General features: G+C 61.0%; 12 protein-coding genes. All 12 read left to right on the forward strand.

Annotated elements, in window-relative coordinates:
- Window positions 1-26 precede the first annotated feature (26 nt).
- The 12 genes from dop to KCX59_RS11975 all read left to right on the forward strand — a co-directional run bounded on the left by dop (window position 27) and on the right by KCX59_RS11975 (window position 13,081).
- Window positions 27-1,646, forward strand: a complete 1,620-nt coding sequence (gene dop / locus KCX59_RS11920) for a depupylase/deamidase Dop (RefSeq protein ID WP_179016638.1) — start codon at window positions 27-29, stop codon at window positions 1,644-1,646.
- Window positions 1,647-1,765: 119 nt separating this feature from the next.
- Window positions 1,766-1,969 (forward strand): ubiquitin-like protein Pup, encoded by a 204-nt coding sequence (locus tag KCX59_RS11925; RefSeq protein WP_017200952.1) that lies wholly within the window; start codon window positions 1,766-1,768, stop codon window positions 1,967-1,969.
- Between the two features lie 79 nt (window positions 1,970-2,048).
- Window positions 2,049-2,858 (forward strand): proteasome subunit beta, encoded by an 810-nt coding sequence (prcB, locus tag KCX59_RS11930; protein WP_091470744.1) that lies wholly within the window; start codon window positions 2,049-2,051, stop codon window positions 2,856-2,858.
- Window position 2,859: 1 nt separating this feature from the next.
- Window positions 2,860-3,567, forward strand: coding sequence for a proteasome subunit alpha (gene prcA / locus KCX59_RS11935; protein WP_178992746.1), 708 nt, complete (start codon window positions 2,860-2,862; stop codon window positions 3,565-3,567).
- 1 nt (window position 3,568) lies between these two features.
- Window positions 3,569-4,933: a Pup--protein ligase gene (gene pafA, locus KCX59_RS11940; protein ID WP_091470747.1), complete on the forward strand. Its 1,365-nt coding sequence runs from the start codon at window positions 3,569-3,571 to the stop codon at window positions 4,931-4,933.
- Between the two features lie 129 nt (window positions 4,934-5,062).
- Window positions 5,063-5,995 carry an FKBP-type peptidyl-prolyl cis-trans isomerase gene (locus KCX59_RS11945; RefSeq protein ID WP_243836894.1) on the forward strand — a complete coding sequence of 311 codons (933 nt, stop codon included), beginning with the start codon at window positions 5,063-5,065 and terminating at the stop codon, window positions 5,993-5,995.
- Between the two features lie 67 nt (window positions 5,996-6,062).
- Window positions 6,063-6,458 carry an FKBP-type peptidyl-prolyl cis-trans isomerase gene (locus tag KCX59_RS11950; protein WP_017200957.1) on the forward strand — a complete coding sequence of 132 codons (396 nt, stop codon included), beginning with the start codon at window positions 6,063-6,065 and terminating at the stop codon, window positions 6,456-6,458.
- Window positions 6,459-6,553: 95 nt separating this feature from the next.
- A complete protein-coding gene (locus KCX59_RS11955; RefSeq protein WP_179016584.1) occupies window positions 6,554-8,572 on the forward strand; it encodes a helix-turn-helix transcriptional regulator in 2,019 nt (672 codons plus the stop codon).
- A 9-nt stretch (window positions 8,573-8,581) separates the two neighbouring features.
- Window positions 8,582-8,932, forward strand: coding sequence for a hypothetical protein (locus KCX59_RS11960; protein WP_091470752.1), 351 nt, complete (start codon window positions 8,582-8,584; stop codon window positions 8,930-8,932).
- Between the two features lie 36 nt (window positions 8,933-8,968).
- Complete coding sequence (tatA, locus tag KCX59_RS11965) at window positions 8,969-9,238, forward strand: Sec-independent protein translocase subunit TatA (RefSeq protein WP_179016583.1); 270 nt, start codon at window positions 8,969-8,971, stop codon at window positions 9,236-9,238.
- Between the two features lie 6 nt (window positions 9,239-9,244).
- The gene (tatC, locus tag KCX59_RS11970) at window positions 9,245-10,081 is read left to right on the forward strand and encodes a twin-arginine translocase subunit TatC (RefSeq protein ID WP_091470754.1); all 837 of its coding nucleotides are present in this window, start codon (window positions 9,245-9,247) and stop codon (window positions 10,079-10,081) included.
- A 24-nt stretch (window positions 10,082-10,105) separates the two neighbouring features.
- Entirely contained in the window at window positions 10,106-13,081 is a 2,976-nt protein-coding gene (locus tag KCX59_RS11975; RefSeq protein ID WP_179016582.1) for a DEAD/DEAH box helicase, read from the forward strand.
- The last annotated feature ends 18 nt before the right edge of the window (window positions 13,082-13,099 follow it).

Consider the following 13,099-nt stretch of genomic DNA (forward strand, 5'->3'; position numbering starts at 1 on the left):
GAGAGAAGCTACCCGCAGGCGGCGCCATGCGCGTCATGGGCTCGGAAACTGAATATGGGATCCATGCACCGTCAGCGCCGGGAGCTAACGCGACCATGATGTCCGCCAGGATCATCCAGGCGTACGCAACTGTTACCCGGCAACGTGCGGCCGGCGGGGCGGAGACACGGTGGGACTACACGGACGAGGAACCGCTGCACGATGCCCGCGGTTGGACAGTGGATAGGTCAACGGCGGATCCCAGCCAGCTGACGGACCAGCCGCCAGTGCTCGACGCCGAAGCGGTCGCCTTGGCCTATGGCCGGCAGGAGTTGGAACTGGACGGCGCTGACGAGTCCGGTTCCCTCCTGATGAACATGGTCCTCGGCAATGGTGCCCGCCTTTACGTCGATCATGCGCACCCTGAGTACTCAAGTCCGGAGGTCACCAACCCACGGGATGCCGTGGCCTGGGATGCCGCGGGTGACCTGGTGGCGTTGGCTACCGTCCGGAAGGTCGCCTCCGATACAGGGCTTCCTCCGATCAACCTCTACAAGAACAACACCGACAACAAGTCTGTGTCCTATGGCTCGCACGAGAACTACCTCATGCCCCGTTCGGTGCCCTTCGGGGACATCATCCGTGGATTGACTCCCTTCTTCGTCTCGCGCCAAGTCATCTGCGGTGCGGGCCGGGTGGGGATGGGACAGGACAGCTCAACGCCCGGCTACCAGATCAGCCAACGGGCTGACTTCTTTGAGGCAGAGGTGGGGCTGGAGACCACCATCCGGCGCCCCATCATCAACACGAGGGACGAGCCACACGCCACAGCGGACAAGTACCGCCGCCTCCACGTAATCATTGGTGACGCCAACCTCAGCCAGGCCTCAAATTTCCTGAAGTTCGGAACCACTGCCATGGTCCTGAGCCTCATTGAGGCGGGACAGGCTCCGAGGATCGAAGTTCATGAGCCTGTCCAGGCCCTCCAAGCCGTCAGCCACGACACCACCTTGGCTGTCACAGTAAGGCTCCTCGACGGGAGACGCGTGACAGCTCTCGATCTGCAGTGGATGTATTTCGAGGCTGCCGCCAAACTGGCCCAGGAGACAGGGGTAGCGGATTCAGTCACGGGAGACGGCCATACGCATCAGGTTTTGTCCCATTGGGAGTCGACGTTGACAACTCTCGGTACAGATCCTGATGCTGCTGCCTCGTCGGTTGAGTGGGTGGCCAAAAAATCGCTGCTGGAAGGTTACCGAAACCGAGACGGACTGGCATGGGACGATGCCCGTCTGGGCTTGGTGGATCTTCAATGGTCCGATATCCGGCCCGAGAAAGGCCTCTACTACAGGTTGCTCTCCAAGGACAGGATGAGGCGTATTGTCGACGACGGCGACATCACCCGGGCGGTCACTGAACCGCCGTCGGACACCCGGGCCTACTTCCGCGGCCGGTGCGTTTCCAGCTTCGGCAAGGACGTTGTCGGCGCCAGCTGGGACTCCGTGATCTTCGATGTTCCAGGGCTGGGAAAACTGCAACGGGTACCCACGCGTGAGCCTTTGAGGGGCACACAGGCTTTGACCGGCGCGCTCTTTGACCGCCACACGGATGCTGCTTCATTCCTGGCCGAATTGCTGGGTCAAAAACCACCGCCGGCGAGGAGTTGACGAATGAACGCCACAGGACTATTCGTGCCGGGTCAAAGCCGTCCGCAGCACCGGTCCGCGTGGCAATATTGCATTAGGAAGTCTCCGTCTTCAGGAGACTGACAGTAGGGAGAAAGAAAATGGCAGCACAGGAGCAGCAACAACCGCAGTCACGGGACACCGAGACCGAAGTCGACGTACCGGAGGCACCACCGGCAGCACCCGAGGCACAGGCTTCGGAAGCGACGCAGGGTGTGGATGACCTCCTCGACGAAATCGACGGCGTTCTCGAGTCGAACGCTGAAGAGTTCGTGAGGGCGTTTGTCCAAAAGGGCGGCCAGTAGGCGGACCCGCCAGAGGATGTACTGCCCGGCCGGCGTGAGGCCGCCGGGCATCGGAATGCAGAGTCGAAGGAGTGCAGCAATGCAGGACCCATCAACCGGCCCCCTGGCCACCCAGGCAACGTCTTCTTTCACGGAGCATCTTCAACGCTCGCGTCCCGAACTCCTTCCCTTCACTCAATCGTTACCCGCCGGTATGGTCCCGGCCTCGCCGCACGCCACCACGATCGTCGCCTTGACGTACGCCGGTGGTGTGCTGATGGCCGGGGATCGCCGCGCCACCATGGGCAATATCATCGCCAGCCGGCACATCGAGAAGGTATTTCCGGCGGACCAGTATTCAGTCCTCGGCATTGCCGGAACTGCCGGCTTGGCCATCGACATCACACGGCTTTTCCAAGTGGAACTGGAGCACTACGAAAAGATCGAGGGCACGCTCCTCAGCCTCGTCGGCAAGGCCAACCGATTGGGCGCCATGATCCGCGGAAACCTGCCCATGGCAATGCAGGGCATGGCAGTCGTTCCACTGTTTGCCGGCTTCGACCACGTCTCCGGCGTGGGCCGCTTGTTCTCCTACGACGTCACAGGCGGCCGCTACGAAGAACAGGAGCATCACTCCGTTGGTTCCGGTTCCGTATTCGCGCGGGGGGCCCTGAAGAAACTGTGGAAACCTAACCTGTCAGAAGAGAATGCCGTGGCAGTGGCTGTTGAGGCCCTCTACGATGCCGCCGATGACGACTCCGCCACCGGCGGTCCTGACCCTGTCCGGCAACTATGGCCGGTGGTGTACACCGTCGACCGTTCCGGCAACCGGCGCGTCCCTGAACGGGACCTGGCCGCGATAGCCGGCGCCATTGTCGAATCGCGGGCCGCAGCAGGAAGGGAGGCCTGACATGACACAGCAGTTCTATGTCTCTCCCGAACAGCTGATGAAGGACCGTGCGGACTTCGCACGGAAGGGCATCGCCCGCGGACGTTCTGTAGTGGTCATCAGCTGCGCCGACGGCATCGCGCTGATCGCCGAAAACCCTTCACCCTCGTTGCACAAAATCGGTGAAATTTACGACAAAATTGCCTTCGCTGCGGTCGGCAAGTACAACGAATTTGAAAGCCTCAGGCAAGCCGGCGTCCGCTACGCCGATGTCCGTGGCTATTCCTATGATCGTGAGGACGTGACCGCGCGCGGCCTTGCCAGCGTTTATGCACAAAGCCTTGGAGCTGTGTTCACGGCAGAGCAGAAGCCGTTCGAAGTGGAGTTGGCGGTAGCCGAGGTTGGCGTTACCCAGGAACAGGACCACCTGTACCGGCTCACCTTCGATGGATCAATCGCCGATGAGAACGGCTTCGTTGTCATGGGCGGGCTTGCCGACCAAATTTCCGACGTCGTCAACGGGGCTTGGGAGCCGGAGCTCAACTTGGCGGGGGCCATGCAATTGGCTTTGCGCGCCTTGGCCACGAACAAGGAAGTTGAAGAACTGCCCGCCACTGCCGTCGAAGCCGCCGTGCTCTACCGTGCTTCGGAAAGCAACCGCGGATCCCGCAGGGCGTTCCGGCGGTTGTTGCCGGATGACATGACCCGGTTGCTCACAGAGGAGAGCTGAGATGGATAAACGGATTTTTGGCATCGAAACGGAATTTGGAATCTCTTATTCCAGTCCGGATTCACGCCCGCTGGCTCCCGAGGAAGTTGCACGGTACCTGTTCCGCAAGGTGGTCAGTTGGGGGAGGTCCTCCAACGTGTTCCTCACCAACGGTTCCCGGCTTTACCTTGATGTGGGCTCGCACCCTGAGTACGCCACGGCCGAGTGCGACGACCTTGCCCAGCTCATCGCCCATGACCGGGCAGGCGAACTTATCCTGGACGACCTCGTGGACGAGGCCCAGGCCAGGCTCGCGGCAGAGGGTTTCAATGGCACGGTCTACCTCTTCAAGAACAACACTGATTCGGCCGGGAACTCTTACGGCAGCCACGAGAACTACCTCATACCGAGGCGCGGGGAATTCTCCCGCCTGGCCGAGATCCTGATTCCCTTCCTGGTTACCCGGCAGTTGATCGCCGGGGCCGGCAAGGTATTGAAGACCCCGCATGGCGCCACGTTCGCTTTCTCCCAGCGCGCTGACCATATCTGGGAAGGCGTGTCTTCGGCCACCACCCGGTCCAGGCCCATTATCAACACACGCGATGAGCCGCATGCGGACGCGGAGTTCTACCGCCGCCTCCACGTGATCGTGGGCGACTCCAACATGTCTGAGACGTCCGCACTGCTCAAGGTAGGCACTGTGGACCTCATCCTCCGCATGATTGAGGCGGGCGTCATCATGCGGGACATGCGCATGGAGAACCCGATCCGCAGCATCCGCGAAATTTCCCACGACCTTACGGGTCGCGCATTGGTTCGGTTGGCCAATGGACGGCAACTCACTGCCCTTGATATTCAGCGGGAGTACCTCAACAAGGTGACAGACTTCGTGGCCACCAACGGCGCGCACAACGCCCACGTACCGCTCATCCTGGACTTGTGGGAGCGGACCTTGAATGCCATCGAGAGCGGTGACACCAGCACCATCGACACCGAAGTGGATTGGGCTATCAAGAAAAAGCTCATGGACGGCTACATGCGGCGCCATGACCTCAGCCTGGATTCACCCCGTATTGCCCAATTGGACCTCACCTACCACGACATTTCGCGGCAACGCGGCATCTTTTTCCTCCTGCAGGCGCGCGGCGCAGCACGCAGGCTGGTCACGGAAACCGACGTCAAGGATGCCGTGGACGCACCACCCCAGACGACTCGCGCAAAGCTCCGCGGAGACTTTGTGCGGAGGGCGCAGGAGCTTGGCCGCGATTACACAGTGGACTGGGTACACCTGAAACTCAACGATCGCGCCCACCAAACGATCCTGTGCAAGGATCCATTCCGGAGCGTGGACGAACGAGTGGATGCACTCCTGGACTCAATGGGCTGACGCGCTCTTTAAGCTGGCTCCCAGCTTCACGGGCTATTCTGGATAGTGGTCTCTTCCCGAGATACACCTTGCTTGGATGCGCTACGCGCCTTTCCGAGTGTCCCTTTGCCCCGACGAAAGTGTCTTTTTGTGCGCCGACTCCTAGCAATACTTCTTCCCGCCCTCCTGCTCATTACCGCCTGCGGTGGGGAAAGCACTCCGGCCGCTGAGCCCACCAGCAAGTCTGTTGGTGACGTCTCCAAGCTTGACTCCCTGAAGGTGACGGACAACGGCAATGACAAAGCGCCCGCCCTTGATTTCTCCAAGCCGCTGGCTGTGACGGGACCCACCGTCAAGGTCGTCAGCGAAGGTGACGGAGAGCCCGTCAAGATGGGTCAAATCGCCGAACTGGTGTTCGTCGCAGTGGATGGCACTGATGGCAAGACGCTGGAGGACGGTTACACCAAAGGACCCCAGCCGATCGAGCTCTCCGAGCAGATGAAAACCGGCAATGAGCTGATCTTCGACGCCATCATCGGCGCCAAAGTTGGCAGCCACGTAGCTATCGCCGCTCCGGGCAACTCCTCTGCAACGGCACCTGCGTCGACACAACTGGTGGTATTCAAGATCGCCTCCGCCAAGGACGCCCCCGGCCTGTTGAGCAAGGAAGAGACTGAGCAGCTGGACAAAGACGGCAAGCTTCCCAAGGTGACCTTTGACGACAAGGGCGTACCTTCCGTGGACATCCCCAAGACTGATGTGCCTGCCGGTCTTTCAGTCAAGGTCCTGTCCGAGGGCACCGGCGAGGAGTTGACCAGCTCTGACACGATCGATGCCAACTACAGTGGCTGGCGCTGGGAAGACAGCACCAAGTTCGATTCCAGCTATGACCGCGGGGAGGCCGCTACCTTTGGCCTGAACCAGGTCATCAAGGGCTGGACGCTTGGCCTCACAGGCCAAAAGGTGGGTTCCAAGGTTCTTCTGACGATTCCGACGGATCTCGCGTATGGTCCGAACGCCGCTGCCCAGGGCAAACCTGCCGGCCCGCTGGTCTTCGTCGTAGAGATCACCGGCAAAAAGTAGATCCCAACCAGGTTCTGGCTAAGCTGGTTCCTGAAAACTTCTCCGTCCCTTTAACTTAGGAGCAACCATGTCATTTGGTCAGCGTGACTTCGACCGCACCAAGCCCGAAATCGACTTCCCTGAAGGCGACGTCCCCACGGACCTCGTTATCACGGACCTCATTGAGGGCACCGGCCCCGAGGCCAAGGCCGGCGACACTGTGTCCACCCACTACGTCGGCGTCGCCTGGTCCACCGGCGAAGAATTCGACGCTTCCTGGGGCCGTGGCGCTCCGCTGGACTTCCGTGTGGGCGTCGGCCAGGTCATCCAGGGATGGGACCAGGGCCTTCTGGGCATGAAGGTGGGCGGCCGTCGTCGCCTGGAGATCCCGTCGGAGCTCGCCTACGGCTCACGTGGCGCTGGTGGAGCAATCAAGCCCAACGAGGCCTTGATCTTCGTGGTCGACCTCGTGGCTGTCCGCTAGGACTCTGGCGTTCGCAAGGCGCGTTACCCTCCGGTTCTTGCCGGTCGGTGACGCGCCTTGCTGCTTTCCCGCTGGTTTTTAGTAACGTAGCAACCGTGTCCGCATCCCGCACTGAACGTCTCCTGAACCTTCTCCTGGCTTTGCTCAATACCAAAGTGGGCCTTCCACGTGCCGTGCTGCGCGAAAAGGTCTACCACGATTCAGCGGACAATGATGTCGCTTTTGGACGGATGTTCGAGCGCGACAAAGTGGATCTGAAGCAGTTTGGCTTCGAGATCGAGACCCTGATGGACCCGCGCAACTTCGGTGCGGACGACCCCGCCTCAACACGCTACCGGATCGGCAAGGACTCCAACCGGCTTCCTGATGTGAGCCTGACGACTGCCGAGAGCACCGTGCTTCTGCTGGCGGCTCAGCTGTGGGAACGCGCTGCCCTGGGAACAGCGGCTGCCAACGCTGTTCGCAAGCTGCAGGCCGCAGGAGGCTTCACGGATGTTGACCTTCCTGCGGGCGTCCAACCCAGGATCAAACCTGCCGGACAAGCCTTCGACGACGTCGTTGCGGCCATGCATGGCAAGCATCCTGTCCGCTTCGGCTACCTCGCGGTCAGTACCGGCCGGGAAGAAGTCCGCGAAGTCGAGCCATGGGGGTTGGGCAGCCGCTTTGGTCAGTGGTACCTCGCTGGCTGGGATCGGGGTAGAGGGGCCAAAAGGCTCTTCAGGCTCTCACGGATGACTACCGCAGTGAGCGTTGTAACCACGAGCAGTTTCCAACCACCGGAAGGCTTCAGCGCCCGGGCCGAGTTGGACGCACTCAATGAGCTGCCCGTCCAACAAGCCATTCTGGACGTCGATAAGGACAGGCTGCTTGCCTTGCGCAAAAGGGCCGTGTCCGTCGAGGCAGCCCGGGATGCAAGCAGTCGTGACCGCATCACCGTGGATTTCCGGGATCCTGAGCAGCTGGCCGAAGAGCTGGCCTCCTACGGCCCCCATATCAAGGTGGCTGGACCCACAGAGCTGCGCACCGCCGTCGTACGCCGCCTCAAGGCTGCCGCTGACTTTGATGACTCTCCGCCAATACTCATTGAATTTCCCGAAGCGGGCCGTGCTCCGCGGGCGCGCAAACGCACCTCTGAAGACCAACTCGCCAGGATGCTGCAACTGGTTCCTTTCCTGGTTCACCACCAAGGCCTGCATATCCAGCAGGTGGCCGATCACTTTGGCATCAGCCGCAAGGCACTGATCGATGACCTGAAGATCCTGATCTGTTCGGGGCTGCCCGAGGGATACCCTGACGACCTCCTCGACATCCAATGGGAAAACGATCACGTCTACATCTCCGAGCACCTCGATTTGAACCGTCCAGTGCGTTTCAGTGAAGACGAAGCGGCTGCGTTGCTGACCGGCCTGGCCATGCTGGGCGATCTGCCGGCACTGGCCGGAATGCTTGAGGATGAGTCGGGGAGCGCCCTTGAATCCGTGACCATCAAGCTGACAGGCGCTGCCGGGCAGGCCGCACGATTGGCCGGCTCAGTCTCCGGACAGTCGGTGGCGCCGGAACAGTCACAAGCTTTCGCCGCAATAACCCGCGCAATCCGTGAGGGGCAGCAACTGCGACTCAAGTACTTCTCACTGCAACGCGACGAAGTGACCGAGCGTGACGTGGACCCGCTGCGGCTCTACTCGCTGGACAATACGTGGTACTTCGAGGCGTACTGCCACAGCAAGGCCGGAATCAGGAACTTCCGTCTGGACCGGGTCGAAGCGTTGGAGGCCAACGGCCGCGCCGTGTCCATGCCGGCAACGGCCGGGCAGGATTTTCCGGCCAGGCTGTTCACGCCCAGCGACGATGACGTGCTGGTGGTCCTCCAGCTGACCCGTCAGGGAGCCGGATTGGCTGACGACTACTACGCCGAACGCACCGCTCAACTGCCCGACGGCGGTCTGGTCGCCGAAGTTCGGTTCGGCAACGCCGAGTGGCTTCCGATGTTCGTTTCGCAGCATGGAGGCAGCGTTCGGATCCTCGAACCCAGGCACCTTCAGCTGGAAAGCCGCGCGTGGGTCGACGCGGCCCTCGCGCAGTACAACTCACCTTCCACCACGAAGGCTGGCTAGACTACTCAGATGCCTTGGTGGTTCTGGATCCTGTTGTGGATCGCGCTTATAGCCCTGTCGTTGCTTTTTCATCTGACTTTGGGCTATCGCCTGTACAAGAAATTCATGTCAACTGTTCATGATTTAGGTGCCGCGGGTAAACGTTTCAGCAACCTTGCTCCTTCCCAGGAAACCTCCGACGTTGAAACCGCCGAACCACGGCCCGCGCCGGGGTCCGCAATTTTTGCCTCACCGGAACAGATGCGTCATGATTACCTGACGGCCAAAGCCTTCCGTCAGGAAGTTCGTCGTCAACGACGCGTCAAGCGCAAAGCCGAGCGGGGTCAACCCCAATCCCTGCACGACATTGAATTCAGATAGACGTAGGATGTATCCAAAAGGAAAGGACCTCCCCACATGAGGCTCGAAGGCTGGCATCTCATCATCATCATCGTCCTGGCTCTGGTGCTCTTTGCAGCGCCGAAGCTGCCGTCCATGGCGCGCAGCATTGGGCAGTCGATGCGCATTTTCAAGTCTGAGGTCCGCGAAATGAAGAAGGATGGTTCTTCCGAAGCCAGGGACTCCCAGGACGCTTCCGACGCCGTGGAAGGCAAAGTAGTGGGCCACCCGGACGTCAAGGCCAAGAACAACGGCGAGACTGACGTACCGCCCTCCAACCGCGTCTAAAGAGAAGTGGTAGAGACGAAGGGGCGCAAGGCCAACCCCGAAGCCCGGATGGCGCTCCTGGATCACCTCAAGGAGCTGCGAAACCGGCTCTTCAAGGCTGCAATCGGCGTCATCCTGGGAACAGTGGTGGGCTTCATCGTCTACCAGCCTCTCCTGGAGGCGCTGATCAAGCCGATCAAGGACCTCAACGAAAAAGAGGGACGCGCTGCCACGCTGAACTTTGATGGCGTCGCCAGTTCGTTCGACCTCATGGTTCAAGTGTCGGTCTTTCTTGGCGTGATCCTGTCAAGCCCGGTCTGGATTTACCAGCTGTGGGCCTTCATCGTTCCGGGCCTCCACAAGAAGGAACGGCGCTTGGCATTGTCCTTCGTGGCAGCAGCCGTACCGCTCTTCATCGGCGGTGTCCTGCTTGCCTGGCTGGTGTTGCCCAACGCTGTTCGCGTCCTGACCGACTTCACTCCGGTGGGCGGCTCAAACTTCATCAGCGCCGAAATCTATCTGGCCTTCGTCCTTCGGCTCCTCTTGGCCTTCGGAATCGCCTTCCTCGTCCCCGTGGTGCTGGTGGGATTGAACCTGGCCGGACTCATAAAGGGCAAGCAGCTCATCAAGAGTTGGCGAATCACCATTTTCCTGGTGTGCCTGTTCGCTGCGATGGCCGCTCCCGGCGCTGACGCCATGAGCATGTTCTACCTCGCAGCGCCCATGCTGCTCCTGTTCTTCGCGGCGATCGGTGTCTGCGTCCTGAATGACCGACGCCGTGAGCGCCGTGCCATCAAGCGGGCGGCTGAGACTGAAGCCACTGCAGACATCGCAACCCCGGCCACGGATCTGGAGAATCTCTAGACCTTGGGCCACTAGGCTTGATGCATGTCCTCCATTTCCGGGTCTTCATCTCCATCAGACCGTTACCAGGCGGCAGCCCAGCGTGCGGCTGAGTCGAAAACTTATCTGGGCGCCTTCGCACGTTCCCTGGACTTTGAACTGGACGACTTCCAACGTGAGGCGTGCAGGTCCCTCCAGGAGGGTCGCGGCGTTCTCGTGGCGGCCCCCACCGGTGCTGGTAAGACGATCGTTGGCGAATTCGCCATCTACCTGGCTTTGGAACGTGGACTCAAGGCGTTTTACACCACTCCCATCAAGGCCTTGAGCAACCAGAAGTACTCTGAACTGGCGGCAAAATACGGGTCGGCGAACGTCGGCTTGCTGACCGGTGACACCACCATCAACGGCGATGCCCCCGTGGTGGTTATGACTACCGAAGTTCTTAGGAACATGCTCTACGCCGATTCCGAAACCCTGGGCGATCTGGGGTTTGTGGTGATGGACGAGGTTCATTACCTGGCCGACCGCTTCCGTGGTGCCGTGTGGGAAGAAGTCATCATCCACTTGCCCAGCGAAGTGCAGGTTGCCTCGCTGAGTGCCACGGTTTCCAACGCTGAAGAGTTCGGCGCATGGCTGGATACCGTGAGGGGCGATACCGACGTCATTGTCTCCGAACACCGTCCCGTACCGCTTTGGCAGCACGTCATGGTGGGCCGTGAAATAGTGGATCTCTTTGCCGGCGACACAACGTTCGACGAAATTGCGCCCCAAGCCCCGGGAATGCAGGAAACCGAAGCACCGGACCTTTCCGAGGCCCATGAGGTGGTGGCCGAGCCTGTCACCGCTGACCACCGGCGCGCCTCAGCCAAGCGCTCGTCTGCAGACACAGTCCGCCAAGCAGTCACCGGCCCCGAGTTCGAGGTCAATCCGGACCTGTTGGCCATGGCCCGCTCCGAGAGCCGGATGAACATGAACGGCCGGTTCGGCCACGGTGGCCGGAGTCGGCGTCGTCAGGACCGTTATCGCGATGAGCGGCAACAATCCGAGCAGCGCAGTCCCGTGCGGAAAGCCAGCCGTCCCCAAGTCATTGAGAGCCTCAGGCGTCAGGATCTCCTCCCTGCCATCACCTTCATCTTCTCCAGGGCCGGCTGTGACGCTGCCGTCGCTCAGTGCGCAGCATCGGGACTTTGGCTGACCACCGAACGCGAACAGCAGATCATTGCCCAGCGGGTGGACGAGGCGAGCCACGAAATTCCGGCGGACGACCTCGACGTCCTCGGATTCTGGGGTTGGCGCGACGGTCTCATCAGGGGCTTTGCTGCCCACCACGCAGGCATGCTTCCCACGTTCAAGGAAGTGGTGGAAAAGCTCTTTGCCGACGGCCTTGTCAAGGCAGTCTTCGCCACCGAAACGCTGGCTCTGGGCGTCAATATGCCCGCACGCTGCGTCGTGCTTGAAAAACTGGAAAAGTTCAACGGCGAAGCGCACGTCAACATTACGGCGGGGGAGTACACCCAACTCACTGGTCGCGCCGGACGTCGTGGCATCGACGTCGAAGGCCATGCTGTTGTGCTGTGGCAGCCCGGAACTGATCCGGCTGCCGTAGCCGGCCTTGCCTCCCGACGCACCTACCCCCTGAACTCCAGTTTCAGGCCTACGTACAACATGAGCATCAATCTGATTGCCCAGTTCGGACGCGTCCGGGCCCGTGAAATCCTGGAATCCTCGTTTGCCCAATTCCAAGCTGACCGCTCCGTAGTAGGCCTTGCCCGGCAGGTGCGGGGGCGCGAAGAATCGCTGGCGGGCTATGCCAAGTCCATGCAGTGCCACCTGGGTGACTTCACCGAGTACTCAAAGCTCCGGCGCGAACTCAGCGACGCCGAGAATTTCGCCGCCCGCGACCATCAGCGGGCCCGTAAATCCCATGTAGCGGATTCCCTCGCGCGCCTGATCCCCGGTGACGTCATCAGCATCTACAGCGGCCGGCTGGCAGGACATGCCGTTGTGCTGGAGGTGGACCGCAACGCCAGGGAACCAAGGCCCTCCGTTCTTACCTCTGATAACCAGCTGCGGCGCATCGGTGTCCATGACCTCGACGGTCCGGTATCGCCGGTGACGCGTATCCGGATTCCCAAGTCCTTCAATGCCAAGGTCCCCAAATCCCGCCGGGACCTCGCTTCGTCGATGCGGCATGCCATCAGTGAGGACGCACCCCACAGCCGTCGCAACAGCAGGCACGAAGATTTTGGCCTCGGGGCGCGCCTGCCGGATCAGGAGAAGAAGATCGCGGACCTTCGGCGGGCCCTGAGAGCTCATCCGTGCCATGGCTGCAGCGAACGCGAAGACCATGCACGGTGGTCGGAGCGTTGGTGGAAGTTGCGCAGGGAGACCGATGGGTTGGTCAGGCAGATCCAAGGCAGGACGAATACCATCGCCAAGACTTTCGACCGCGTCTGCGATGTCCTGTCTGTCTACGGTTACCTGGAAACCAACGACGCCGGACACGTCACCATCAGCCTCGACGGGCAGCGGCTTCGGCGGATCTACGGTGAGAAGGACCTGCTCATATCCCAGACTGTGCGGCGCGGTGCCATCAACGACCTCGACGCCGCCGAACTGGCCTCGCTTGCCAGCACCTTGGTTTACCAAGCCAAACGGGAAGACCGTGGCCTTCGGCCCAGGATGCCCAGCGTTGCCTTGGAATCAGCCATAGACATCGTCATCCGCGAATGGTCCCAGCTCGAGGATACCGAGGAACGCAACAGGCTGCCATTGACCGGCGAACCGGAACTCGGCCTGATGTGGCCCATGTACAAGTGGGCCAAGGGACGCCATCTTCAGGACGTGCTCAGCGGAACCGACCTCGCCGCCGGCGACTTTGTGCGCTGGGCCAAGCAAGTGGTGGACCTCCTCGACCAGCTGGCCAAGATCCCTCAACTCGACCCACGCTTGGCCCGCATTTGCCGCGAGTCCATCGACTTGGTGCGACGCGGCGTCGTTGCCTACTCAACAGTGGCTTAGCGACCCTACTCTCATTGA

This window comes from Paenarthrobacter nitroguajacolicus, from assembly GCF_051027655.1.
GTDB classification, from domain to species: Bacteria; Actinomycetota; Actinomycetes; order Actinomycetales; family Micrococcaceae; genus Arthrobacter; species Arthrobacter nitroguajacolicus.

What these genes read in the sequence shown, in the direction of transcription:
- dop (WP_179016638.1), top strand. Translation starts at nt 27, where the DNA reads ATGCGCGTCATGGGCTCGGAAACTGAATATGGGATCCATGCACCGTCA.
- KCX59_RS11925 (WP_017200952.1), top strand. Translation starts at nt 1,766, where the DNA reads ATGGCAGCACAGGAGCAGCAACAACCGCAGTCACGGGACACCGAGACC.
- prcB (WP_091470744.1), top strand. Translation starts at nt 2,049, where the DNA reads ATGCAGGACCCATCAACCGGCCCCCTGGCCACCCAGGCAACGTCTTCT.
- prcA (WP_178992746.1), top strand. Translation starts at nt 2,860, where the DNA reads ATGACACAGCAGTTCTATGTCTCTCCCGAACAGCTGATGAAGGACCGT.
- pafA (WP_091470747.1), top strand. Translation starts at nt 3,569, where the DNA reads ATGGATAAACGGATTTTTGGCATCGAAACGGAATTTGGAATCTCTTAT.
- KCX59_RS11950 (WP_017200957.1), top strand. Translation starts at nt 6,063, where the DNA reads ATGTCATTTGGTCAGCGTGACTTCGACCGCACCAAGCCCGAAATCGAC.
- KCX59_RS11960 (WP_091470752.1), top strand. Translation starts at nt 8,582, where the DNA reads ATGCCTTGGTGGTTCTGGATCCTGTTGTGGATCGCGCTTATAGCCCTG.
- tatA (WP_179016583.1), top strand. Translation starts at nt 8,969, where the DNA reads ATGAGGCTCGAAGGCTGGCATCTCATCATCATCATCGTCCTGGCTCTG.
- KCX59_RS11975 (WP_179016582.1), top strand. Translation starts at nt 10,106, where the DNA reads ATGTCCTCCATTTCCGGGTCTTCATCTCCATCAGACCGTTACCAGGCG.